Genomic DNA, 22,370 nt, shown 5'->3' on the forward strand with positions numbered 1-22,370 from the left:
ATGTGTTCGGTTGGGATCGGAAATCAACCAAGAACGCAAACGCGCCCACTGTTCCCTCCTTAAAGCAAAGGGCGGCCACCTCGATTGAGGCAGCCGCCCTGGCGGACGCGGGTCCCTTGGGATCACCGCGCCAATACCGCTGCCACTACTATAACCAAAATGCGCCCAGACCAGCTGAAAACGCGTAGAAATCTCAATCCGTCGCCATGGCGGCTCGCCTAGCCGCGCTCGTCGCGCTCGCCCATGTACCAGACGACGCGGCCCCGGCACGTGACCGGCGGGTCGTCCGGCCCGGCCACGATGTCGTCGTACTCGCCGGAATGGCTGTCGGCCGTGAGCATCACGGTCGAGGTGCCGCGCGTGTAGTTGCGCACGACGGCCCCGAAGTCCTCCGTCTCGGCGAGCACGGGCTGGCCGTTGGCCGGCTCCATGTCGGGGTCGACCAGCAGCAGCGCGTCGTGCGGGAACCGGTTGTCCATGCACCCTCCCTGCGCGTGGACCATGAAGCCGCGCGGGTGCGCGTCGGCGATTGAGGCGGGGACCTCGACCTCGTCGGCGAGGGTGCCCTCGTCGCACGGCTCGCCCATGTGCGCGTGGCCCAGGAGCGGGACCATCCTGGATGTGCCGCGCAGGGCCGCCGTGGCCCCGTCCTCGCCCATGAGGTCCGCGACCGTGGTGCCGAAGAGGTCGGCGAGTTGCTCAAGGTTCGCTTTTCTCGGCATCGACTTCTCGGATTCCCACTGGCCGATGGCAACTCGCGACACATCGAGTTTGTCGGCTATTTCCTGCTGGGTCAGTCCAGCTCTGCTTCTGAGCCGGCGAAGGTTTTTACCGATTTCCATGGGCCTCTCCTTGCCTATGTATAACTTTACTTATCATTCTAGAAAAGAAGACTTTGCATTCTAGAAAAGTTTTTGTTTACACGATGCAAAGAAAGGCTTACTATTAGTTCAGCAAGAGAGAGGAGGCCACTTGAATACCCTGCGAGATGTTCGCGAGAGCAAAGGGGTTAAGAAAGTCGCAGTTCAGCGGATGTTGGGAGTTAGCCGACCGACCTACGACCGCTACGAGCTTTATCCCGGAGAGATGCGAGCCAAGGACCTCGAAAGGGTCCTGACGTTCCTCGGCATCACTCGCGACGATATTTTTTTGGCAACAGAGGAAAGTTAAAGTTTGCATCTAACGAAACGGAGGAACCGATGAAGACCTGGAGGGTGCACTGGTGGGGCGAGCGCGGGGGCTCGTGCCTCAAGGGCGGCGAGGCGTGATGGGCGGCTGGACGGACTGGGCGGTGAACTTCACCGCGTGCCTGTGCCTCGGGATCCTATTCGAGGTGGTTCGAATTCGCGTAATGGTCGACGACATAGAACACGGTCGCCGCGACGGCACCCCAGGGCTGCGGGATGAGGAGGGCGAGCGTCGATGAGCGGCGAGTGGCAGTACTGGCTAGCGCTGTCGGTCGCGTTCGGGCTCTTCCTCAAGCTTGAGCTTGTCCAGCAGCGGGTCAAGAAGCTCGACGAGCGCGTAGCCCGCGAGGTTGAGCGGCGGGGCGAGCGCCGAGCAAAGCACGTCAAGCGCGGCCTTGATGGACGACCTGAGCAGGAGCAGGGCAAGGCCGAGTAGCAGGCGCCCAAGCGGGCGCTTGCGAAGGTGCTTGGGTCGATGTGTCGGTTTCCCCTTCTGCATGGGTCGCAGGTTAGGCCCGACGTAACGCGCCGCCGGAACGGCCGGCGGCAAGGGATTGGAGAGCTGTGATGGAGAGGTTCGTTGATGGCGCGCGCGAGGCGGCCAAGGCCGCGGCTATCGGCCTGACGCTGAGCGGGGCCGCCCCGTGCCTGGCGGTGTGGGCGCTGTGGTCGCTGTTCGGCGAGGCGCTGCTCGACGCCGTGCTCGTCGCCTTCGTCGCCGCCTGCGCGGCGGTGGCCGTGGCGTTGGCGAGGTCCCTGGCGCGGGAGGGAGGTGAGCGCGATGGCGAGTGGTGAGGCCGCGATGTCGGTCCCGGCGCGACGCGGCAAGGGCTGGCTGACCATCCGCGACGCGGCGTTCTACGCGAGCTGCGGGGTCGGGACCATGCGGAAGCTGGTCGCCGAGGGGTGCGTCGAGAGCGTGCCGAGCGTGGCGGCCCGCATGAGCGGCAGGCCGGACCGGATGCGCAGCGAGCGGGTCGTGAACGCCGACAGCATCGACCTGTACATGTTCACGGAGTACTAGAGACGGCCCCGCCAGCTGGGGCTGGCAGGGCCGCGACGGAGGGCGCGCGACGACTGGGAAGGTTGGGCGCGCGCCACTGACCAACGAGAGGATAACGCAATGGAGACGGGGAGTCTGGGCTTCTGGGTCTACGGGCCCGTGGTCGGGAAGGCGAGGCCGCGCGTCACGCGCAACGGCAGCTTCACGCCGAGGAGCACGAGGGAGGCGGAGGCGCGCGTGGCCGCCGCCGCGAGGGCCGCGCTGCCGGATGGCGCCGGGCAGCCGCTGTTCGGCAGGCGCCAGCCGGTCGCCGTGGGCGTCACGGTGTGGAGGCCGCTGCCCGGCAGCAGGCCCAAGCGCGTCGAGGCGGAGCCGGACACGTACACGCCGGACGTCGACAACGTCGCGAAGCTCGTCATGGACGCGATGCAGGGCGTCGTGCTCGAGGACGACGCGCAGGTGACGACGCTCTACGTGGCGAAGATGGACCGGGCGCGCGGCGTGGACGAGTGCATGTACGTGAGCGTCAGGCCGAACGGAGGTTCGAATGAGTGACGAGAAGAGGGGCGAGGCCGTCGAGGTCGAGGCCGAGGTCTTCGACGTTCCCGCCGAGCTGACTGCCGCGGACGAGTGGCTTGCGGAGGCGCGGGAAGAGGTGGGCGCGCTTCTCGGCAAGTACGGCACCCGCCCCATCGAGACGCGGGCGGACTACAGGGACATCAAGCAGTCGCGCACGCTCCTGCGGAAGGACATCGCGAGCATCGACCAGCGCCGCATGGACATGACGCGCGCCGTCGAGGACGCGGTGGCGAGGTTCCGCACGGGGGCCGACGAAGCGCTGGAGCCACTGCGCGAAGTCGAGCGCGGCTACAAGGCCCAGCTCGACGAGTGGGACGCGGGCGTCATCGACCGCAGGCGCGCCGCGATGCGCGAGGCCTACGCGGACATGGCCCCGGCGCTGGCGGACGGCCTGTGCCCGTTCGACCTGGTGTGGGACCTGCGCGGCCCCGGCCTCAAGTGGCAGAACCGCTCGACCGGCGAGGTCCGGTGCATGGACGACCTGGCGAAGGTCGTCGAGGGCATCGCCAGGGACGAGGGCACCATCCAGGCGCTCGACATGTCGCCGGAGGAGCGCGACGCGTGCCGCGCGGAGTACTTCCGCACGCTCGACCTGGGCGCGGCGGTGGGCCGCGTGAGGGACGAGCGCGAGAGGCTGGCGCGCATCGCAGAGCTGGACGCGCAGAGGGCCGCGCAGGCCGCGTCGCTCGAGGGGGCGCAGACGTCGATGGACGTCTCCCCCGCCCCGGAGCGGGCGCGGACGCCGCGGAGGCCCGAGAGGCCCGCGCCGAGGCCGGCGGCACCGGACGCCACGGCGGGGCCCGCGCCGCGCAGGCGCTACGTGTTCGAGTTCGAGTGCGACGACGCGCAGCTGGCCGCGCTCATGGCCTTCCTGCGCGCTAACGACATCCACGGGACCAGGAGGAACGCATGACGGACGAGAGGGGCCTGGTCAGGTACCAGGCGAGCGACGGCAGCGAGGTCAAGCTCACGCCGGGGATCGTGCAGCGCTACATCGTCACGGGCGGGCAGCGCGTCGACGACCGCGAGGTCTTCGCGTTCATGGCCAAGTGCCAGGCGCGCGGGCTGAACCCGCTGGCCGGCGACGCCTACATGACGGCGTTCATGAACAAGGCCACGGGCCGCGTCGAGGCGAGCGTGATCGTGAGCAAGGACTACTTCGTGCGGACGGCGACGCAGCAGCCCGGCTTCGACGGCCTGCGCGCGGGCGTCGTGGTGGTCGACCGCACGGGCGCGATCCAGTACCGCGAGGGCTGCATCGTGGGGCGCAGCACCGAGAAGCTGGTCGGCGGCTGGGCCGAGGTCTACGACAAGCGCCGCGGCCACCCGAGCCGCGCCGAGGTGAGCCTCGAGGAGTACGACCAGCACAGAAGCCTGTGGAGGACCAAGCCCGCGACGATGATTCGCAAGGTCGCGCTGGTGCAGGCGCTCCGCGAGGCGTACCCGGGGGCCTACGGCGGCGTCTACGACTCGGACGAGATGCCCGCGGCGAGGATGGCCGAGGTTCCGCCCGCACCGGCCGGGGACGTCCTCGAGGCGCCCGTGCCGGAGCCCGAGCCGGTGGAGGCGCCGGAGGCGGGGCCCGCGCCGGTCGAGGACGACGGGCCCGACGAGTACGTGGCCACGGACGGCAACTGCGACGAGGCCGCCGAGGCGGTCGACTTCTAGGAGGCACAGAGATGGACGAGAACGAGAACACGAACCGACACAAGCTCCCCGAGCTCGGCGAGGAGGAGCGCACGGCGGCCCTCGCGAGGGCCCTGGAGGCGAGGGCCGAGCGCAGGGCCGCGCTCGACGAGGTGCGCGCGGGGACGCTCGACGCCGAGGCGAGCCTCGACGACCCGCGTCTCAGGAGCTGCAAGGTCTTCGCCTGGCTGCGGGCGTTCCCCGGCATCGGCACGGCCAGGGCCGACGCGATCATGCGCGAGGCCCGGATCAATCCCTCGCGCCGCGTGAGGGGCCTGGGGGCCAGGCAGCGCGTCGCGGTGCTCGGGGCGCTCGAGGAGCGTCGTGCCGGGCGCTAGCGACATGCGCCGCACGGACGGCGACCGCGCCCGCGAGGTCGTGGTCGCCGCCATGAGGCGGGGCATGTCGGCGGAGGACGTGAGCAGGGCCTGCGGGGTCTCGCTCGCGACGGTGGTGCACCTGGTCCGCGGGGGCTACCCGTGGACCGAGAACTCGAGGCGGATTACGGCCTCGGCCGCGCTCCTGGGGGACGCGGCGAGGGCGAGGAAGGGAGGGCGAGGCTGATGTCGGTGAACGTGCAGGACGACTTCTGGGACGCGGCGCAGTGGATGCCGGAGGACCAGGCGCGGGAGTTCGTCTACGCCCTCGTGCGCTTCGGCATGACCGGCGAGGAGCCGGAGCCGGGCGAGCCGTGGTACCCGACCTTCGTCGCGTGCAAGGGCCGCGTCGAGCTGTCCGTGGCCAAGCAGCGCAAGGCTCGCGGCATGGCGGAGGCGCGCTGGCAGGGCCGCGACGGCAAGGACGAGGATGCCGCGCCCGACCAGGCATCATGCGCGGGCGACGGCAAGCATGATGCACGCGACGACGCAAGCACTGTGCACGGCGGCGACGCAAGCACGATGCACGACTGCGGCCAGGCATCATGCGCGGACGACGCCAAGCATCGTCCTGAGAGTGAGAGTGAGAGTGAGAGTGAGAAGGAGAGTGAGAAAGAGAAAGAGATGAAGGGCGCAAGGCGCGCCAGGGCGCGCTTCTCGCCACCGTCGGTCGACGACGTCTCCGCCTACGCCGCGGGACGCGGGCTCGACATCGACGCCGCGGCCTTCGTCGACTTCTACTCCGCCAAGGGCTGGAAGGTCGGCACGTCGCCGATGCGCGACTGGAGGGCCGCGGTGCGGAACTGGTGCCGCAGGGACGGCGGGCGGGGCCGCCCCGGCCCGTCCGGCCAGGCGCCGAGGGGGGCGGTGCGCGATGAGTACGCCGAGCTCTGAGGCCGAGCTCGTCGCCGCCGTCCGCAGGTCGAGGCTGCGCAAGGCGGGCCTCGGCGGGGCGTACCTCGACGCCGACAGCGAGCTGGGGCGCCGGGTCGACGAGCTGGTCCGGCGCGGTCGCGGGGCGTACCTGTGGGGCCGCCCTGGCCGCGGCAAGACCTACGCCGCCGCCTGCGCCGCGAGGCTCGCGATGGAGCGCGCCGGGTACGGCCTCGGGACCGTCGTGGGCGGCACCGGGCTTCCGAGGTTCCCCGCCCGGATCGTGACGACCGCCGAGCTGCTGGCCGCCGAGCGCGCCGCGTTCGACGGCGGCGAGCCGGGCGCGATGGCGCGGGCCGCGTCGGCCGGGCTGCTCGTGCTCGACGACATCGGGGCCGAGAGGGCCACCGACTGGGCCGTCGAGCAGCTGACGCGCCTCGTCGACCGCAGGGTCGCCGACGGCCTCCCGATCGTGTGCACGTCGAACCTGCCGCTGGGCCGGCTCGGCGAGGCGTGGGGCGGGATGCCGGGCGAGCGCCTGGTCTCGCGCCTGGCGGGGGCCTGCGAGCGCATCGAGGTGACGGGCGACGACTGGCGGCTCCGCGCGTGGCGCGGGGACGTGCCGGAGGTGGCCTGTGGGCGCGGCTGACGGGCGCTCCCGGTCCGGTTGGAGTGAGTGCCCGCGCATGGCGGCACCGGGCCTGAGACGGCCCCTGGGACGCCCGCGGGAATCGATGCCGCCGAGGGGCGGCGAACGGAGGAAGAGATGGCAGTGAACAGCGTGAGCATCACGGGCAACCTGACCAGGGACCCAGAGCTCAAGGCGACGGCGGGAGGCACGGGCGTCCTTTCGATGGGCGTCGCCGTGGACGAGCGCCGCAAGGACCCGGCGACCGGCGAGTGGGGCGACTACCCCAACTACGTCGACTGCGTCGTGTTCGGCAACCGCGCCGAGGCCCTGGCGCGAATCCTCGCCAAGGGCGCGAAGGTCGCCGTGCACGGCAGGCTGAGGCAGGACCGGTGGCAGGACCAGGACGGGCGCAACCGCTCCCGCATCGAGGTCGTCGCCGACGAGGTCGACCTGATGCAGAGGTCCGGCGAGGCGCGCGCCGCGTCGCCCTCCCCCGCCGCGGAGCGGGCGACGCCCGCCGAGGCGACCCCGGCGGCCCCGGCGGACGACCTGTACGCCAGCGACATCCCGTTCTAGGGGGGTGGCGGAGATGTGCGACAGGATCTGCGGCAACTGCGTGAACTTCACGGTGCTGGACGACCGTCCGCGCGACCCGTGCAGGTGGTTCGGCGTCTGCTGGCTAGAGCTCGAGCGAGACCTCGACTACGGGTGCGAGACCGGCGAGACGCTCGATTGGGTCTACGACCACGGCCGACACGGCGACGACGACTGCGAGAGCCCTGACGAGTGGTTCAAGGAGGACGAATGATGACGAAGGCGATGATAAGCCAGCCGATGGCCGGCAAGACAGGCGAGCAGATCGCGGCGACTCGCGAGAAGGCGACGGCAAGCCTCGAAGCTATGGGATACGAGGTCGTGAACACGCTGTTCACCGACGAGTGGTACAGCGACGAGGCCATGGAGGAGCGCGGTGTGGTGCAGGTCCCGCTGTGCTACCTCGCGAAGTCGCTCGAAAACATGAGCCTGTGCAACGTGGCCTATTTCTGCAATGGCTGGGAGATGGCGCGCGGGTGCAAGATCGAGCACGATGCGGCGCTGGCTTACGGGCTGGAGGTCATCTATGGCGATTAGCGATGACGAGCGCCGCGAGGTAGCCGAGCGCTTGCGCGTCGAGGCTGACCATTGGCGCGATTATCGCAAAGACGACGACGTTTTCTGCATGTCAGACCATGACTTCGCCGAGAGCATTCTCACGGCTCTCGGCTTCGACGATATGGAGGTATGCGTCCACGAGGTGCTCTACAAGACGGCAGTCCTTATCGACTGCCCGACGTGCCGGAACCTCGCGGCGAAGCCCGCAGACGAGTTCTGGTGCAGCAAGTGCGGCGAGCACGTCGACATAGCGTACGTGGACAGCTGCGACGATTACCACGCGAGGTACTGCCCCAACTGCGGAGCTAAGGTGACGCGCAATGGGTAGGCCGACGAGAGAAGATGCCGAGTGGGCGGTCGCGATAGTCCTCATCCTGCCGCTCATCGTCGTGTGCCTGCCGCTGCTGCTGTGGGACATGGCCGCCGAGCGGCTTACTGGGAGGTGGCGCGATGACGGGCGCGGTTAACCGTGAGCCGACCAGCGGGTGGAACCTCCCGCCCGGGTGCTTCGACGGCGACCCGGCGGCGCCTCGAGCCCTACGTGCGCGGGAGAGGCATCACGCCGCACGAGCCGCGCGGCGAGGTCGACCTCACGTGCCCGTGGCTCACGGACTCCGGCGAGTGCGCCGTGTACCCGGCGAGGCCCGAGGTGTGCCGCGAGTACCGGTGCGACCGGCACGTGCGCGGGGAGCTGCGGGGCTTCTTCGGCTCGTCTTCCGCCGAGGTCGTCGACATGAGGGAGCTCGCCGAGGGGTGGTGCGAATGACGGCGCACGAGGGGCTGGACCGGCTGCGCGCCGAGGCCCTGGGCTACGAGCTGATGGGTGAGGAGTTCGCCAGCATCTCGTGCTCGCAGCTCCTCGCGTGGGTGTTCGACGCGCTCGCCGAGCGCGAGGAGCTTCGGGACGAGCTCGCGTACCTGAGGCGCGGGGAATGAACGGCGTTCGAGCAAGAGGGAAAGTAATAGAGGCCGCGTCTCGTGCTCCACGCGAGACGCGAGGCGTGGCCGAACGGGAGACTCACGAGTGAGGTTGGTGCCTTGACGTTGCCGAGAACCGACGACTGCGGGCGGCATGGGGAAAACTCCCCAAACGCCCCAAGAATTCGCAGGAACGTGCCGTGGGAGTACTCCGAGCTCTCCGTGGTCTGGGCAAACCCGTCCATGACCGCCGAGGAGCTCTCCCGCCTGCTCCCGGGCCGCACGCCCAAGGCGGTGAGCCGCGCGCGCGAGCGCTACGGGCGGTGGCGCACCGAGGGCTTCATGCCCCCGTGCCAGAGGTGCGGCGAGCACCCGGTCTGGGAGGCGGCCGCCGACGGCAGGCGCTGGGGCCTGTGCAAGGCCTGCACCATCGAAGAGCGCGAGTACCGCGAGAGGAGCGGGCCCGCCCTCACCGCCCGCGACAACGCGTACCGCCAGCGCAAGTTCAAGCGCAGGCACGGGCGCTGACCTCGCCGGCGGCGTGACCGCGGGCTGAGGATGCGGGCATGGCGAGGAAGAGGAACAAGGGCGGAAACCACGGCGGCCAGCCTTCGGGCGGGGCCGCCAAGCCCGTTCGCGGGGGGATCGCGAACCTCGTGCCCAACTCCGAGAGAACGCCGGAGGAGAGGCGCGAGAACGCCCGCAAGGCCGGCAAGGCGTCCGGGGTGGCCAGGCGCCGCAAGAGGGACATGGCCGCCATAGCGACGGCGCTGCTGTCGAGCAAGGCCACCGGCGAGACCCGCGAGGCCCTGCGCGAGGTCGCGCCCGGCTTGGATGACGAGGACGCGACGCTCGCGGCCACGGTCGTCGCCGGCCAGATCTCCTCCGCCCAGGGCGGCAACGCGAACGCCGCGCGGTTCCTCGTCGAGCTGGACGAGCGCGGGAGGCTCGCCGAGCAGGTCGAGGACGCCCCGTTCGAGCGCGACTTCGGCCTGCTGCTCGCGCCGCCGTACCTCGCGCTGCACCGCGACGTGGAGCGCGACGAGGGAATCGAGCGGTGGCTTCGCGGCGGGCGCTTCTCCGGCAAGTCCTCCGTCATCTCGCTGGAGGTCGCCTACGGGCTCATGCGCCACCCCGGCCGCTCCGCCTTCGTGATGCCCAAGATCGGGCAGGACATCGAGGGCGGCGTCTTCGAGCAGATGCTGTGGGCGTTCCGCCGCCTGGGCTGCGAGGACGAGTGGGTCGCGACGAAGCGACCGTGCAAGCTCGCGCGCCCGTCGACCGGGCAGGTCGTGACGTTCAAGGGCGGCGACCGCTCCGACAAGACCAAGGCCATCAAGGCCCCGTCCGGGACGTACTACGCGTACCAGTGGATATCCGAGGTCGACCAGTTCGGCGGGATGCCCGACGTGCGCACCGTCCTTCAGTCCGTGACGCGAGACGCGCCGGAGGGCGCCGTCTACTTCCGCTTCTTCGACTACAACCCGCCGCGCTCCCGCGACGCATGGGTCAACGAGCACGTCGCGGGCGTGGCCGCGAGCTCCCCCGGCTCGGTCATCTCCACGACCTACCTCGACATGCCGCGCGAGTGGGTGCCCGAACAGGTCTACCGAGACGCCGAGGCCCTGCGCGAGCTCGACGAGGACGCGTGGCGCCACGAGTGGGGCGGGGAGTCCACGGGCTACGGCGCCGAGGTCTTCCCCCGCGCCGAGGTGCGCGAGGTCTCCGCCGACGAGCGCCGGCGCCTGCAGTACCGCCTCTACGGCGTCGACTGGGGCTTCTCCGTCGACCCGTGGGTCTGGCTGGAGGTCGCCTACGACGCCCGCGCGCGCACGCTCTACGTCCTGGGCGAGATGAGCGGCGTCGGGCTGTCGAACGCCGAGACCGCCGCCATGGCCGTCGAGCGCATGTCGCGCCCCACCTACGAGGCGGGCTACGAGCCGACCGGCGACGCCGCCGCGGACGCCGCCCGCGTGGTGGCCGACGCCGAGCCCTACGCCGAGGTCATGTGCGACTCCGCCGAGCCGAAGAGCGTGGCCGACTGGAGGGCCGAGGGCGTCAACGCCGTCCCCGTGCCGAAGCAGGGGGCGCACAACGTGCGCAACTCCGTCCGCTGGCTGCAGGACCGCGCGTCAATCGTGGTCGACCCCTCCTGCGAGGTGGCCGCCCGCGAGCTGACCTGCTACCAGTACGTGCTCACGCGCGACGGCAAGCCCACCGGCATGCTGCCTGACGCCGACAACCACGCCATAGACGCCCTGCGTTACGCCGTCGCGAGACTCATAGACGATCCTTCGATGGTCTAACGTGCGGGAGGCATGCGTGAAGAGAGTCGACGGCGCGCCCGAGTGGGCCGTGCGCTTCTTGAAGAGGCAGGGCTACCAGCCCAGGAACGTCATGGACCGGCACATCCGCGCGTGGTGGAGTTGGTACCAGGTGACGAACGGCTTCTACGCCGGCGACCGCGCCGACACCGGGCGAGGCCCCGACCCGTCCGGAAGGCTCTCAATCCGCCCGGCCCGCGCGGTGTGCGACGAGTGGGCCAGCCTCGTCATGGACGAGAAGACCTCCATTGGCTCGCAGGACCGGGCATTGTCCGAGTGGCTCTCCGACCGCGCGGCCGCCTTCGTCTCCGAGCAGGCCGACAACCTCGCGCTCGCCTTCGCCCTCGGCTCCGGCTGCTGGGCCGTCGGCGTCGACGGCGTCGGCGATGACGGCCGCGGGGCCGACGCCGTCGTGTCCGTCGACTTCTACGACGCCGGCAAGGTCGTGCCGCTCACGAGCGACGGCTGCGACTCCGTCTCGGTGGCGCTCGTCTCACGCTGCCTCGTCGGCGGCCGGGCGCTCGACCGCGTGCAGGTGCACGAGCCGGTCGAGGAGACCGGCGGCACCTACCACATCCGCACGTGGCTGTTCGACCCGGCGCTGCAGGGCAAGCCCGTCGGCAGCGGCCTCGTCGTGGCCGACCTCGACACGCGCTCGACGCTGCCCACCTACGCCATCGTGCGACCCGCCCTCTCCAACACCTACGAGGAGTTCACGCCGCTGGGGGTCTCCGTGTTCGACGACGCCGTCGACACCATCAAGCTCGTCGACGCCACGTTCGATGCGATGTACTGGCGCACGAGGCTCGGGCTGCCGCGCGTGATCTGCGAGGAGTCCGGCATCAAGGTCGACCCGAAGACCGGCGCCGCCGACCTCGGCTCCACCATCGACCAGAAGCTGTTCAAGGCGCTGCCCGGCAAGGTCGGCCAGTCCAGCCCGCTCACCGTCTACGACCCCGGCACCCGCGCCGACGAGTCGGAGACGGCCATGAACGCCGCGCTGTCGATGCTGTCGGTCAAGTGCGGCTTCGGCCCGAACTACTTCAGCTTCACCCGGCAGGGCGGCCTGAAGACCTCGCGCGAGGTGGTCTCCGACAACTCCGTGCTCTACCGCAACCTGCGCAAGCACGAGGGCAAGGTAGGCGAGGCCCTGCGCCGCCTGTTCGCCGGGGCCTACGCCGCCGAGTGCGGCGTGCGCACCGGCTCCGCGCCCACGGGCGTCTCCGTCGACGTGACGTGGGACGACTCGGTGGTCGAGGACGCCGACGCGGAGCGCGAGACCATGAAGGACGACGTCGCGCGCGGACTGTGCCCGAGGTGGCGCTACGTGGCCAAGTACTACGGCATGAGCGAGGACGAGGCCCGCGAGTTCACCGGCGAGGCCAAGGGCGAGCCGTCCGCCGCCGCGCCTTACGGCGACCTCGGGCTGTAGGCCATGGCAGACCTGTACGACCGGCTCGCCGCCGACGTCGTCAACGGCGCGCAGGAGTCGTGGGTGTCCGCGCTGACCCGGCTCGCCGCCGAGTCCCTGGCCAGGGCCTGCGAGAACCCGGACGAGTTCCGCCTGCTCAGCCGGGTGTCCCCGCTTGGGGCCATGAGGCTGTGGGCCGAGTGGGAGGGCCGCGTGACCTCCGGCGTCGAGTCCGCGTGGCGCGAGGCCATGGCCGAGGAGGACGACGAGGTCGTCTCGACCCTCACGCGCCGGCTCGGCGGAAGGAGCTACGAGACCGGCTACGCGGCGAACGTCGCGGCCAGCGCGGCCCGCGGCATGGCCGAGGTCATGCGCCGGGAGAACGTCGCCCTCGCGGCGTCCGCGGAGCGCGAGTGGTACGCGGCGACGGCCGAGGCGGTCCTGCGCGTCGAGGGCGGCGACTCGCCCAGGCGCGCCATAGGGGACGCGGTGTCCAGGCTCTCCAGGCTCGGGATGACGACAATCGACTACAAGAGCGGCGTGTCGACCCCCGTCGACGCCGCGCTGCGCCGCCACCTCGTGACGCAGGCCAACCAGGCGCGCAACGACGTGCTCTGGCGCCGCATGGACGAGTGGGGGTGCGACCTCGTCTACACGACGGCGCACTACGGCGCCCGCCCGACGCACGCCGTCTGGCAGGGCAGGGTGTTCTCACGCTCCGGCAGGTCGGCCAAGTACCCGGCGCTGGTCGAGGCTACGGGCTACGGCACCGCCGCCGGCCTGTGCGGCGTGAACTGCCGCCACCGCATGGTCCCCTACGTCGAGGGCGCCTCGAAGCTGCCGGACACCGACTACTCCGAGCAGGAGCGGCTCACCGGCATGACGAGCGACGAGTACTACGCCGCCACCCAGGTCCAGCGCCGCATGGAGGCCCGCGTCCGTGAGGCCAAGCGCGAGGTCGCCATCGGGCAGGCTGCGGGCGCCGACGTGACGGCCGCCCGGGTGCGCCTTGGCGAGCTGCAGGGCAGGCTGCGCGACCACTGCCGGGCGAACCACCTCCGGCGCGACTACGAGCGCGAGCGCGCCTACGGGCTGCCGGGCGGCATGTCCCAGCCGAGGGCTCTCCGGTCGCTGCCGCTCGAGCAGCGGGAGCGCCTCATCCCGCGCGAGCAGGAGGCCAGGGGCACGGCGTACGACGTGTCGAGGAGGGCCGTCAACGGCAGGGCCTACCGCGGGAAGTTCGACGCGGCCGGGCTGCCCAAGAGGGCCGCGGCGTCCTGCTACGTCGAGGCGCGCCGCATCCTGCGCGACCGCGACGGCACCGACGGCGAGCGCATGAGCGTCGTCTCGTGGAGGACGGGCGAGAGGGCGTGCGACACGTTCGGGCTGGGCACGCAGGCGGAACGTGTCGGCCTGACGCTCGGGCAGTACCGCCGGGCCGCCTCGACCGATGGCGGCGTGGTCGTCCTGCACAACCACCCGGCCAGCACGAGGCCGTCGTGGGCAGACCTCAAGAGCGTGGCGGCCCACGACTTCGTGAGGGCGTCGCTCGTCCTGTGCCACGACGGCACCGTCTACGTCATCTCCGGCACATCTTCCCAGCTCATCAAGGCGTATCACGGTATACTGAGCGAATGCAGGGCCAAATACGCGGGCTCGTTCCCCGAGGAATCAATCGAAATGAAGGCCCTCGATGAGCTATACGGGAGAAATGAGGTGGAGAGATGGCTGAGGATAAGAAGACTCTGACGCTCTGGGACTTTTACGATACAGACAGGCAGTTCGAGGGAGGCCTCGTCATCGACGACCGTCCCGGTGCGGGAATCTACGACCACCTCAAATATCTCGACGAGGAGGGTCGCGAGAGGTTCGTCAGGACTCTGCCCGAGGACTTCGTCGCCGGGTTCGACCTCTCGCTCCTCCCACCCGCCGGAACAGCCGCGTAAGCTCGGCACGACACACGCCCAAGACTCTACGGCCCCGCCCTGAGCGGGGCTTTTTCATGCCCGTGCCCCCGTTAGCGCGGCGCGACCATCTTCCCCGAAGAGGGGAGACGCCCCTCGCGTCCCAGGGAGGGAGCCTACATGGGCAACGAAGCAGACGCCGCCGCGGTCGAGGGCACAGAGCCCCAAGACACCGAGGTAGACGACCAGCCCCAGAACACCGGAGAGGGAGAGGGCGCAGAGCCCCAAGACCCCGAGCCGGCCGAGGGCAAGAACACCCCCAACGTCCACAAGCTGGAGCGCGACGTCGCGAACCGCGACAAGCGCATCGCCGAGCTGGAGGCGCAGCTGAAGGCCAGGGCCGACGAGGGCGCCGGCTACGAGTCGCGACTCGCCGAGCTGGAGAAGTCCTTCGCCGCGTCCAAGGAGGAGGCGGCCAAGGCCAAGGCCGACGCCGCGCTCACCAAGGCAGGCTGCGTCGACTGCGAGCTCGGCAGGACCGCGCTCGCCGCCTTCGACGGCGACGTGGAGAAGCTCGCGGAGGCGAAGCCCTTCCTCTTCAAGGCGCAGGGCCAGATGGGCACGGGCGGCAGGCAGGCGGGCGCCGCCGACGCCGAAGCGAAGTCCATCAAGGAGGCCCTGCGGCAGACGAACCGCTAACCCCAGAAAGGAGCCAACATGGCTATCACCCTCGCCGACCTCGCGGCCAACTCCACCGACAAGATGGTGCAGGGCTTCGTCAACGAGACGATCACGGACAGCTACCTGCTCTCCGCGCTGACCTTCGACGACTGCATGACCGCGAACGGCACCTCCGACCTCGTCTACAACTACAAGCGCGTGAAGACCCCGGCCGCAGCCGCGTTCCGCGCCCTCGGCGCCGAGCCCGCCGAGACCGCGCCCGTGGTCGAGAAGAAGTCCACCGCGGTCGGCATCCTGTCCGACAAGTGGACCATGGACCGCGTTGCCAAGGACGCCGCCGGCGACCTCTACGAGCTGTACCTGGAGGAGTCCAAGAACGCGATCATCCGCAAGTTCAACTCCACCTTCATCTCCGGCGACACCGTCAAGGAGACCAACGGCTTCGACGGCCTCGCCAAGGCGCTGAAGGGCTCCTCCACCGAGTCCACCTCCAAGACCGACCTGACCACCGTCACCCAGGCGGCCGCGCTCGCCTACATGGAGGAGCTGGACACCATGCTCTCCGGTCTCATGCGCACCCCCGACGTGCTGCTCATGAGCCCCGCGCAGCGCGTCAAGCTCAACGCCTGCCTGCGCGTGGTCGGCCTCGGCACCCAGACCATGGAGACCGCCGGCCGCGTGGTCCCCTCCTACGGCGGCATCGCCATCCAGGAGATGCGCGACGGCGCCCTCTCCACCGGCGACGTCTACGCCTGCTGCCTCGGCATGGACGGCGTCCACGGCGTCACCCTCGCCGGCGGCAACGCCGTGTCCGTGACCCTGCCGGACTGGTCCGCCCCCGGCGCGGTCAAGACCGGCGACTGCGAGCTCGTCTGCGGCCTCGCCGTGAAGGCGACCAGGGCCGCCGGCGTCCTGCACCCGAAGGCCGCCGCGTAGCATGGCGCCCGAGCTGACCTTCGCCGACTACGCCGGCGACCTCTACCGCGGCTCGCTGGGCGAGGACGCCTTCATGGCGGCCCTGCCCAGGGCGCGCGCCCGCCTTACGGAGCTCACGGGGGCCGACGTCCCCGCCGGGCACGCGCGGGCGTGGATGGGCGCCCTGTGCGCCATGGTCGACCGCGTCGGCGGCGTCGACGGCCAGGGCGTCAAGTCCGAGACCGTCGGCTCGACCAGCGTCACCTACGACGAGTCGCGCTCGGGGTCCACCGACCTCGACGCCGTCTCGCCGTGGCTGGCCGGGACCGGCCTGCTCTACAGGGGGCTGGCATGATGGGCTGGGAGAACGTCACCGTGTGGCGGCGCGGCTCCGGCCGCTGGGTCCGCTTCCTCTACTCCGGCGTGCGCGTCGAGCAGGAGGAGGGCGAGGCCCCGTCCGCCGTGGGGCCGACGACCGCCGGCGCCACCCGCGTCTTCTTCCCGGTCGACCCCGACGTCAGGCCGGGCGACGCCCTGCAGGTCGGCGCGAGCCGAGAGGCCGAGCCTCCCGCCGAGGCGCTCACGGTCGCCACCGTGAGGCCCTGGTACATGAGGGGCGGGCACCACCACACGGAGGTGACGGCGAGATGAGGCTGAGGCTGAGGCTGAGGTCGGTCGACGTCTCCGGCGCGGCCGAGAAGGTCGACGCCGCGAGGCGCGCCGCCCTCGGCATCACGGCGGAGAACGTCCTGGATGGCTGCACCGAGTACGTGCCCTACGACACGGGCGCCCTGCAGGCCTCCGGCGCCACCCGCCAGTCCGGCGACAAGGCCTACGTCGAGTGGGGCGGGGACGGCGAGACCTCGCGCTACGCGAGGACTCAGTACTACAACGCGTTGAACCACGACACGGCCCAGAACGCCCTCAGGGCGCCGAGGGCCACGGACCACTGGTACGACCACGCGCACGCGGACCACGGCGACGAGTGGAACCGCGTGTTCGGGGCCGCCATGAAGGAGAGGCTATGAGCGCGACGGACATCTCCAGGCTCGTGACCGACTGGGTATCCGGCGTGCTCGGCCCAGACATCGACGTCGCCTACGGCTGCTTCACGCGCCGAGCGGACGCCTGCATGGTCAAGGCGTCCCCCGGCGAGCCGTGGGTGCGCCGCTACCTCTCCGGCGGGGGCGTGCGCCGCTTCGGCTACGAGGTCTACCTCCGGGTGATGCCGCGCGGCGACGAGGGGCCGCGCATCGACGCGCTCGCGCGCCTCCGGCTGCTGCAGAGGGCGGTCGAGTCCGGGGAGTGCCCAGACGGGGTCTCCGTGCGCAGCCACGAGGTCACGAGCCTGCCGGCGCAGTACGCGACCGAGCAGGACGGGGCCGTGGCGTACCAGATGCAAGCGACGATCACCTACATGGCGTAGGCGAGGAAGGAGCAAGAAATGCCCGGAAGCGACACCGCGGGCACCGCCCGCAAGCCCGTATCCATCTACGAGATCCAGCACTGGGTCAAGTTCCCCGGCGAGACCGCCTACGTGCAGGTCACCGAGGACACCAAGGCCGACTCCAGCCGCGACACCAACACCTACGAGCCGACCTACCTCGACCGCAAGGTGCAGCCCAAGTTCGTGCTCGGCCGCACCGACACCGTCGAGTTCGAGATCGACGCGATGGGCCCCGGCGGCATCCAGCAGAAGCTGGCCAAGTACGAGGACGAGACCGACGTGGCCGTCGAGTACGTCCGCACCATCGGCTACGACTTCGGGAAGGGGACCGCGGTCGCGCAGACCGCCCTCGTGGCCAAGCACGCGCAGGCCACGCTCAACATGAACCCCTTCTCCGGCGACGACATCGCGCCCATCGTGATGAACCCGACCCTGACCATCACGACCGAGTACGACACCGGCACCTTCGACGCGACAAAGGCGACCTTCACGCCCGCGACCGCGTCCGCGTAGCCGCGAGGAAGCCCTCCCAAGGGAGCCGCCCGGAGCCGAGAGCGCCGGGCGGCTTTTTGCGTTACCCGTGGCCGACGATGCCGCCACGTAAACGGCCTACGACCCTTGGGAGGAAACCATGGCCAAGAGCTACACGCTGCGCAAGAACCCGACGGAGCAGATCGCCATCGACGGCGAGGAGTACGAGGTCGAGCTCGGCAACCCCAGCTTCATCTTCGCCGCCGACGAGTGGCGCCGCGCGCTCACCGGAATCTCAGAGAAGCTCGGCGAGGACGACCAGATGAAGGCGCTGTGCGAGGCCGCGAGGAGCGGCCGCGAGATCGTCGCGTCCGCCATGGGCGAGCAGGCGGCAGACCGCCTCGTCGGCGGCCCGAACGCGCTCAACGTCTACCGCATCATCGACGTCATCCGCATCCTCGTCGACGTGGTCGGCTCCGACAAGTCGATTGAGGCGATGCGCGCCGCCGCCGGCTCCACCGACACGCTCGACGAGGACTAGCCTTGCTCGAGGTGATCCTTCACGGGGCGCCGTCGACCGTCGAGGTCGGCGGCGCCCCCGTCCATGTGCGCAGCGGGTTCCGCGCGGGGCTGCTCGCCGAGACGCTCGACAGGGGCACGGCGGAGGGCCGCACGGACCTCCTGAGGTGCCTCTACGCCAAGGGCGGGGAGTTGCCGCGCGAGGTATCGCGCAGGCCGGCAGAGGCGCTGTCCGCGGGCCTTGCGTGGCATGACGCCGCGTGGGGCCTCGTCGGCTACGGCGAGATGCCCGGCGGCGCGAACCGCCCCGGGCGCCCTGCGCCGCGCCGGGTGTTCGACTGGTCGGAGGACGCCGGGATAGTCGCCGCCGACTTCTCGCGGTTCTACGGCATCGACCTCGCCGACCCCGCCACCCAACTCCACTGGTACCGCTTCATGGCCCTGTTCCTCTCGCTGCTCCGCACGCCCGACTCCCTCGTCGCGGCCGCCGTTTCGGCCCGCTCGCCCCTGCACGGCGGCTCGAAGGAGGCCCGCGCCGAGCACTCGCGCCGGGCCCGCGCCTGGGCGTTATCGCCAACGGATGATGAACTGCGCAAGTCCGCGGAGGCGAGGTTCTAGGGGGTAGCTGGTGGCTGACGGCAAGGTTGTAATCGAGATTCTCGGAGACCCGGCGAAGTTCAACGAGGCGGTGTCCGGCCTCTCTGCGTCGACGTCCTCCGCGCTCTCTCGCGTCTCCTCGTCCATGGTCGGGTGGGGAGCGGGGCTCTCCGCCGCGGTGACGGCCCCATTGACCGCCGCCGGCGTGAAGGCCGCCCAATGGGCGCTCGCCACGGCCAGCGCCGCCGAGCAGGCCGACATCGCGCTCTCGACGATGCTCGGCCCCGAGCGCGCCAAGCAGATGATCGCCGACCTCACCGACTTCGCCAAGAAGACGCCGTTCGAGATGAGCGGCCTCACCGACGCCACCCAGAAGCTGCTGGCATACGGCTTCGCGGCCGAGGACGTCATCCCGACGCTCACCGCCGTCGGCGACGCCACGGCGGCGCTCGGCTCAGGCCAGGAGGGCATCGACGCCTGCACCCGAGCCATCGGGCAGATGCAGGCCAAGGGCAAGGTCATGTCCGAGGAGATGCTGCAGCTCACCGAGCAGGGCATCCCGGCCTGGAAGTACCTCGCGGAGGCCCTCGGCACCGACGTCGCGGGTGCGCAGGAGATGGTCACGAAGGGCAGCGTCGACGCCGCGACGGGCATCGCCGCGCTGAAGGCCGGCATGGAGGGCGACTTCGGCGGCCTCATGGCCGAGCAGTCGAAGACCCTCTCCGGGGCGCTCTCCAACCTCGGGGACGCCGCCGAGGGCGCCGTGAAGGAGGCCTACAAGACAGACGCCTACAAGGAGCTCGCGTCCACCCTCGCCGACCTCGCCGACCCGCTCGGCGAGCTGGTCGAGAACCTCATGCCAACGCTGGAGGGGGCCATGTCCTCGGCGGCGGGCGCCGTCTCGGGCCTGTCCTCCGCCGTCTCCGAGCTGTCCCCCGAGCAGGTGTCGGCCGTCGCGCAGGCGCTCGGCCTCGCGGCCGCCGCGGGCCCCGCGCTGATGGTCGCCGGCAAGGCGCTCGGCTCCGCCGCCGCCCCGGCCGCCGCGCTGGAGAAGGCGATGGGCCTTCTCGCCCCGGCCAGCACCGCCGCCGCGAAGGCCGCCGGAACGGCGCTGCCCGCCGCGGCCAGGGGTGCGTCGGGGGCGTTCGGGGCCGTGAGGGGGGCCGTCGGCGAGTGCATCGCCTATGTGCAGCTCTTCCGCGAGGACGCCGAGGGGATGGCCGGTCTCACGTGGGACGCGCTGTCCGGCGGGGCCAAGCGCGCGACCGACGTCGTCGTCAACGGCCTGACCGAGGCCGACGTGGCGCTGGCCGCGTTCAAGCAGGACCCACTCGACCGCATCACGGGGTCCTTCAGCAGGCTCGCCTCGACCGCCGGGCCAGCGCTCTCCCGCATCGGGCCCGCCGCCGTTAACGCCGCGGCCGGCGTGGCATCTGCCTTCGGCGGCTCCGTCGTGGTCGTGGGCGCCCTCGCCGCCGCGTTGGGAGGGGCCGCCCTCGCCGGCCAGATGCTGGGCGTCGACATGGGCTCCGCGCTCCAGGGCGTGGCGTCCTCCGTCTCCGGCCTCTCCGGCCTCGTCGGGCCCGTGTTCGACGCGATCGCGCAGGCTGCCCCGGCCGCCGCGTCCGCGCTCGCCGCGAACGGCCCGGCCATCGCCTCGGCCGTCGCGGGCCTCGCCCAGACCATCGTGTCCGGCGTCGAGGGCTGCGTCCCGCAGCTCGTCGAGCTCACCGGCGCGGCGGCCCAGGTCATCTGCGAGACGCTCGTGGCGGCGGCCCCGGCGCTGCTGGAGGGCGCCATGCAGCTCTTCGCGGGCATCCTGCAGGCCCTGTCCGAGGTGGCCGCGCAGACGGCGCCCTACGTGCCGCAGCTCGTCTCCGGCCTTGCCGAGACGTTCGCCGCGAACGCCCCCGCGCTGCTCGCCGCGGCGGGCCAGCTGTTCCTCGCGATAGCGCAGGCGCTGCCGCAGGTGCTGCCCGCCGTCGTGGCCGCGCTGCCGGTCGTCATAAACGGCGTCGTGGCCGCGCTGCCGGCCTTCCTCGGCCTCGTGCTCTCCGCCGCCGTGAACCTGTTCCTCGGCATCGCCCGCGCCCTCCCGCAGGTGCTGCCGTCCGTGGTCTCCGCGGTGGGGTCGCTCATCGGCACCGTCGTGTCGAACATCCCGACGTTCATCGGCCTCATCATCGGCTCCGCCGTGACGCTATTCCTCGGCATCGCGCAGGCCGTGCCGCAGACGGTGGGCAGCCTCGTCTCCGCCGTGGGCTCGCTCATCGAGCAGGCGAGGGAGGCGATGATGGGCTTCGACTTCGCGAGCGTCGGCAGCAACATGATCCAGGGCGTCATCAACGGCATCGGCGGGGCAATCGGCGGACTGGTGGACGCCGCGGCGAACGCGGCGAGGAACGCCCTCGACTCCGCCAAGAGGGCCCTCGGCATCGCCTCGCCGTCGCGCAAGTTCCGCGACGAGGTCGGCCGCTTCATCCCGCTCGGAGCCGCCGCCGGCGTCGAGATGGAGGCCGACGAGTGGCGCAGGTCGGTCGACGGGGTCTTCTCCTACGTGCCGGAGGCCAAGGCGCCGGCCGTCGACTGGGAGGCGCTGCCGCTCGCCGACTCCCCGGCGCAGCGCGTCATGGCCACGCTCGGCGCCCAGCTCTCCGGCGGCGCGCCAGACTCCGGCGCCCAGGACCGCGAGCGCTCCATCGCCGATGCGATCGGCGAGCGCATCGACGCCGTCGGCGACCGCATAGAGCGCGCGCTGGGCGAGCCGGTCGAGATGACGGTCAACAAGAGGGAGGCAGGCAAGATCGTGAGGGAATTGGTGAGCGCGTAATGCGAACCGACATGCGCTACGTGAACCGCAGGGGCGAGTCCATCGAGCTCGGTGGCTCCGTCGAGTCCCTGCACTACCTGAAGCACGAGCTTCGCAACTGGGAGTGGAGCTTCTCCACCGGCAAGGGGTCGGGGCGCGTGACGTCCTTCTCGCGGCGCCCGTCCAAGCCCACCAAGGTCAAGCTCCCGGTAGGCATCGCGGCCAAGACCGCCGCCGAGGGCATCGAGCTGCGAAACCTCGTGCTCTCCATCGGCGAGCCGGACGTCGCCGCGGGCGAGCCGGGCGAGCTGTGGGTCGGCGGCTGGTCGATGCGCTGCTGGATCGTGGCCGGCGAGCCGGGCAAGTACTGGCAGGACGACCGATACGCCGAGATGACCCTCACCCTGCTGGTCGAGGACCCGTCGTGGGCGAGGCCGAGCGAGAGGGCCTTCGTCCCCGAGACGGCGTCCGCCAGCGGCGGCCGCGACTTCCCTCGCGACTTCCCGCTCGACCTGCGCCGTGAGCGGGCGTCGGCCACGCTCAGCGTGGCGGGCGAGTTCCCGTCCCCGTTCCTGTGGCGGGCCTACGGCCCGGTGACCTCGCCGTATATCAGGGTGGCCGGCAACCTATACCGCGTGAACGTCGAGGTGCCCGAGGGCGCGAGGCTGGAGGTCGACTCGCGCGAGAGGACGGTCGCCCTCGTCCTGCGCGACGGCACGCACGTCAACGCCTACAGCAAGCGCGAGCGGGGCGCGTCCGGCTCGGGCTCCTACATCTTCGAGCCGATGCCCTGCGGCGACTCCGACCTCGCGTGGGGCAACGACTGCCGCATGGACCTCGTCACCTACGAGGTCAGGACCGCCGTGCCTTACGAGGAGGGCTAGGT

General features: G+C 70.9%; 35 protein-coding genes. 33 read left to right on the plus strand and 2 right to left on the minus strand.

Going from position 1 to position 22,370, the window contains the following annotated elements; all coding sequences use genetic code 11:
• Positions 1-218 precede the first annotated feature (218 nt).
• Positions 219-842: a helix-turn-helix domain-containing protein gene (locus EFAMC2_RS07335; protein ID WP_154028179.1), complete on the minus strand. Its 624-nt coding sequence runs from the start codon at positions 840-842 to the stop codon at positions 219-221.
• 130 nt (positions 843-972) lie between these two features.
• On the opposite strand from EFAMC2_RS07335, the gene EFAMC2_RS07340 reads away from it, so the two are divergent.
• Positions 973-1,170, plus strand: a complete 198-nt coding sequence (locus EFAMC2_RS07340) for a helix-turn-helix domain-containing protein (protein WP_154028180.1) — start codon at positions 973-975, stop codon at positions 1,168-1,170.
• Between the two features lie 276 nt (positions 1,171-1,446).
• Here the strand turns inward: EFAMC2_RS07340 and EFAMC2_RS07345 are convergent, their stop codons facing one another.
• Positions 1,447-1,686: a hypothetical protein gene (locus tag EFAMC2_RS07345; protein WP_154028181.1), complete on the minus strand. Its 240-nt coding sequence runs from the start codon at positions 1,684-1,686 to the stop codon at positions 1,447-1,449.
• A 68-nt stretch (positions 1,687-1,754) separates the two neighbouring features.
• On the opposite strand from EFAMC2_RS07345, the gene EFAMC2_RS07350 reads away from it, so the two are divergent.
• From EFAMC2_RS07350 to EFAMC2_RS07505, 32 genes are all read left to right on the plus strand, one after another.
• Positions 1,755-1,982 (plus strand): hypothetical protein, encoded by a 228-nt coding sequence (locus EFAMC2_RS07350; RefSeq protein WP_154028182.1) that lies wholly within the window; start codon positions 1,755-1,757, stop codon positions 1,980-1,982.
• 88 nt (positions 1,983-2,070) lie between these two features.
• Positions 2,071-2,211: a hypothetical protein gene (locus tag EFAMC2_RS10375; RefSeq protein WP_261980190.1), complete on the plus strand. Its 141-nt coding sequence runs from the start codon at positions 2,071-2,073 to the stop codon at positions 2,209-2,211.
• A gap of 99 nt (positions 2,212-2,310) precedes the next feature.
• A complete protein-coding gene (locus EFAMC2_RS07360) occupies positions 2,311-2,745 on the plus strand; it encodes a RusA family crossover junction endodeoxyribonuclease (RefSeq protein ID WP_154028184.1) in 435 nt (144 codons plus the stop codon).
• Complete coding sequence (locus EFAMC2_RS07365) at positions 2,738-3,682, plus strand: hypothetical protein (RefSeq protein ID WP_154028185.1); 945 nt, start codon at positions 2,738-2,740, stop codon at positions 3,680-3,682. The genes EFAMC2_RS07360 and EFAMC2_RS07365 overlap by 8 nt, the downstream gene beginning before the upstream one ends.
• Positions 3,679-4,437 (plus strand): phage recombination protein Bet, encoded by a 759-nt coding sequence (bet, locus tag EFAMC2_RS07370; protein ID WP_154028186.1) that lies wholly within the window; start codon positions 3,679-3,681, stop codon positions 4,435-4,437. Before EFAMC2_RS07365 ends, bet begins: the two co-directional genes overlap by 4 nt.
• Positions 4,438-4,448: 11 nt before the next feature.
• Positions 4,449-4,793 (plus strand): integration host factor, actinobacterial type, encoded by a 345-nt coding sequence (mihF, locus tag EFAMC2_RS07375; RefSeq protein WP_154028187.1) that lies wholly within the window; start codon positions 4,449-4,451, stop codon positions 4,791-4,793.
• On the plus strand, positions 4,780-5,019 hold the full coding sequence (locus tag EFAMC2_RS07380; RefSeq protein WP_154028188.1) for a hypothetical protein: 240 nt from the start codon (positions 4,780-4,782) through the stop codon (positions 5,017-5,019). The genes mihF and EFAMC2_RS07380 overlap by 14 nt, the downstream gene beginning before the upstream one ends.
• Positions 5,019-5,726 carry a hypothetical protein gene (locus EFAMC2_RS07385; protein ID WP_154028189.1) on the plus strand — a complete coding sequence of 236 codons (708 nt, stop codon included), beginning with the start codon at positions 5,019-5,021 and terminating at the stop codon, positions 5,724-5,726. Before EFAMC2_RS07380 ends, EFAMC2_RS07385 begins: the two co-directional genes overlap by 1 nt.
• Positions 5,707-6,354, plus strand: a complete 648-nt coding sequence (locus EFAMC2_RS07390; RefSeq protein WP_154028190.1) for an ATP-binding protein — start codon at positions 5,707-5,709, stop codon at positions 6,352-6,354. Before EFAMC2_RS07385 ends, EFAMC2_RS07390 begins: the two co-directional genes overlap by 20 nt.
• Positions 6,355-6,471: 117 nt before the next feature.
• Positions 6,472-6,912, plus strand: a complete 441-nt coding sequence (locus EFAMC2_RS07395) for a single-stranded DNA-binding protein (protein ID WP_154028191.1) — start codon at positions 6,472-6,474, stop codon at positions 6,910-6,912.
• Between the two features lie 13 nt (positions 6,913-6,925).
• Positions 6,926-7,144, plus strand: coding sequence for a hypothetical protein (locus EFAMC2_RS07400; protein ID WP_154028192.1), 219 nt, complete (start codon positions 6,926-6,928; stop codon positions 7,142-7,144).
• Positions 7,144-7,467 carry a DUF4406 domain-containing protein gene (locus EFAMC2_RS07405; protein ID WP_154028376.1) on the plus strand — a complete coding sequence of 108 codons (324 nt, stop codon included), beginning with the start codon at positions 7,144-7,146 and terminating at the stop codon, positions 7,465-7,467. Before EFAMC2_RS07400 ends, EFAMC2_RS07405 begins: the two co-directional genes overlap by 1 nt.
• Positions 7,457-7,816, plus strand: coding sequence for a hypothetical protein (locus EFAMC2_RS07410; RefSeq protein ID WP_154028193.1), 360 nt, complete (start codon positions 7,457-7,459; stop codon positions 7,814-7,816). The genes EFAMC2_RS07405 and EFAMC2_RS07410 overlap by 11 nt, the downstream gene beginning before the upstream one ends.
• Entirely contained in the window at positions 7,809-7,955 is a 147-nt protein-coding gene (locus EFAMC2_RS07415; RefSeq protein ID WP_187325221.1) for a hypothetical protein, read from the plus strand. The genes EFAMC2_RS07410 and EFAMC2_RS07415 overlap by 8 nt, the downstream gene beginning before the upstream one ends.
• A 74-nt stretch (positions 7,956-8,029) precedes the next feature.
• Positions 8,030-8,254 carry a hypothetical protein gene (locus EFAMC2_RS07420; protein ID WP_187325222.1) on the plus strand — a complete coding sequence of 75 codons (225 nt, stop codon included), beginning with the start codon at positions 8,030-8,032 and terminating at the stop codon, positions 8,252-8,254.
• Entirely contained in the window at positions 8,251-8,424 is a 174-nt protein-coding gene (locus EFAMC2_RS07425; protein ID WP_187325223.1) for a hypothetical protein, read from the plus strand. Before EFAMC2_RS07420 ends, EFAMC2_RS07425 begins: the two co-directional genes overlap by 4 nt.
• Positions 8,425-8,601: 177 nt before the next feature.
• On the plus strand, positions 8,602-8,934 hold the full coding sequence (locus EFAMC2_RS07430) for a hypothetical protein (RefSeq protein WP_154028195.1): 333 nt from the start codon (positions 8,602-8,604) through the stop codon (positions 8,932-8,934).
• Positions 8,935-8,972: 38 nt separating this feature from the next.
• Positions 8,973-10,712 carry a PBSX family phage terminase large subunit gene (locus EFAMC2_RS07435; RefSeq protein WP_154028196.1) on the plus strand — a complete coding sequence of 580 codons (1,740 nt, stop codon included), beginning with the start codon at positions 8,973-8,975 and terminating at the stop codon, positions 10,710-10,712.
• A gap of 16 nt (positions 10,713-10,728) precedes the next feature.
• Positions 10,729-12,162, plus strand: coding sequence for a hypothetical protein (locus tag EFAMC2_RS07440; RefSeq protein ID WP_154028197.1), 1,434 nt, complete (start codon positions 10,729-10,731; stop codon positions 12,160-12,162).
• Between the two features lie 3 nt (positions 12,163-12,165).
• Positions 12,166-13,890 carry a phage minor capsid protein gene (locus EFAMC2_RS07445; protein WP_154028198.1) on the plus strand — a complete coding sequence of 575 codons (1,725 nt, stop codon included), beginning with the start codon at positions 12,166-12,168 and terminating at the stop codon, positions 13,888-13,890.
• Positions 13,866-14,087, plus strand: coding sequence for a hypothetical protein (locus EFAMC2_RS07450; RefSeq protein ID WP_154028199.1), 222 nt, complete (start codon positions 13,866-13,868; stop codon positions 14,085-14,087). The genes EFAMC2_RS07445 and EFAMC2_RS07450 overlap by 25 nt, the downstream gene beginning before the upstream one ends.
• A 138-nt stretch (positions 14,088-14,225) precedes the next feature.
• Positions 14,226-14,744, plus strand: a complete 519-nt coding sequence (locus EFAMC2_RS07455; RefSeq protein ID WP_154028200.1) for a hypothetical protein — start codon at positions 14,226-14,228, stop codon at positions 14,742-14,744.
• Between the two features lie 18 nt (positions 14,745-14,762).
• Positions 14,763-15,662: a major capsid protein gene (locus tag EFAMC2_RS07460; protein ID WP_154028201.1), complete on the plus strand. Its 900-nt coding sequence runs from the start codon at positions 14,763-14,765 to the stop codon at positions 15,660-15,662.
• A 1-nt stretch (position 15,663) separates the two neighbouring features.
• A complete protein-coding gene (locus EFAMC2_RS07465) occupies positions 15,664-15,996 on the plus strand; it encodes a hypothetical protein (RefSeq protein WP_154028202.1) in 333 nt (110 codons plus the stop codon).
• On the plus strand, positions 15,993-16,292 hold the full coding sequence (locus EFAMC2_RS07470) for a hypothetical protein (protein ID WP_154028203.1): 300 nt from the start codon (positions 15,993-15,995) through the stop codon (positions 16,290-16,292). Before EFAMC2_RS07465 ends, EFAMC2_RS07470 begins: the two co-directional genes overlap by 4 nt.
• The gene (locus EFAMC2_RS07475) at positions 16,289-16,669 is read left to right on the plus strand and encodes a minor capsid protein (RefSeq protein ID WP_154028205.1); all 381 of its coding nucleotides are present in this window, start codon (positions 16,289-16,291) and stop codon (positions 16,667-16,669) included. Before EFAMC2_RS07470 ends, EFAMC2_RS07475 begins: the two co-directional genes overlap by 4 nt.
• Positions 16,666-17,067 (plus strand): hypothetical protein, encoded by a 402-nt coding sequence (locus EFAMC2_RS07480; RefSeq protein ID WP_154028207.1) that lies wholly within the window; start codon positions 16,666-16,668, stop codon positions 17,065-17,067. The genes EFAMC2_RS07475 and EFAMC2_RS07480 overlap by 4 nt, the downstream gene beginning before the upstream one ends.
• Positions 17,068-17,085: 18 nt before the next feature.
• Positions 17,086-17,601 carry a hypothetical protein gene (locus tag EFAMC2_RS07485; RefSeq protein ID WP_154028209.1) on the plus strand — a complete coding sequence of 172 codons (516 nt, stop codon included), beginning with the start codon at positions 17,086-17,088 and terminating at the stop codon, positions 17,599-17,601.
• 118 nt (positions 17,602-17,719) lie between these two features.
• Complete coding sequence (locus EFAMC2_RS07490; RefSeq protein WP_154028211.1) at positions 17,720-18,100, plus strand: hypothetical protein; 381 nt, start codon at positions 17,720-17,722, stop codon at positions 18,098-18,100.
• 11 nt (positions 18,101-18,111) lie between these two features.
• Positions 18,112-18,696 carry a Gp15 family bacteriophage protein gene (locus EFAMC2_RS07495; RefSeq protein ID WP_187325224.1) on the plus strand — a complete coding sequence of 195 codons (585 nt, stop codon included), beginning with the start codon at positions 18,112-18,114 and terminating at the stop codon, positions 18,694-18,696.
• A gap of 10 nt (positions 18,697-18,706) precedes the next feature.
• On the plus strand, positions 18,707-21,505 hold the full coding sequence (locus EFAMC2_RS07500) for a tape measure protein (protein WP_154028215.1): 2,799 nt from the start codon (positions 18,707-18,709) through the stop codon (positions 21,503-21,505).
• Complete coding sequence (locus EFAMC2_RS07505; RefSeq protein WP_154028217.1) at positions 21,505-22,368, plus strand: hypothetical protein; 864 nt, start codon at positions 21,505-21,507, stop codon at positions 22,366-22,368. Before EFAMC2_RS07500 ends, EFAMC2_RS07505 begins: the two co-directional genes overlap by 1 nt.
• Positions 22,369-22,370 lie beyond the last annotated feature (2 nt).

Source organism: Olsenella uli (assembly GCF_901212655.1).
Taxonomy (GTDB): domain Bacteria; phylum Actinomycetota; class Coriobacteriia; order Coriobacteriales; family Atopobiaceae; genus Parolsenella; species Parolsenella uli_A.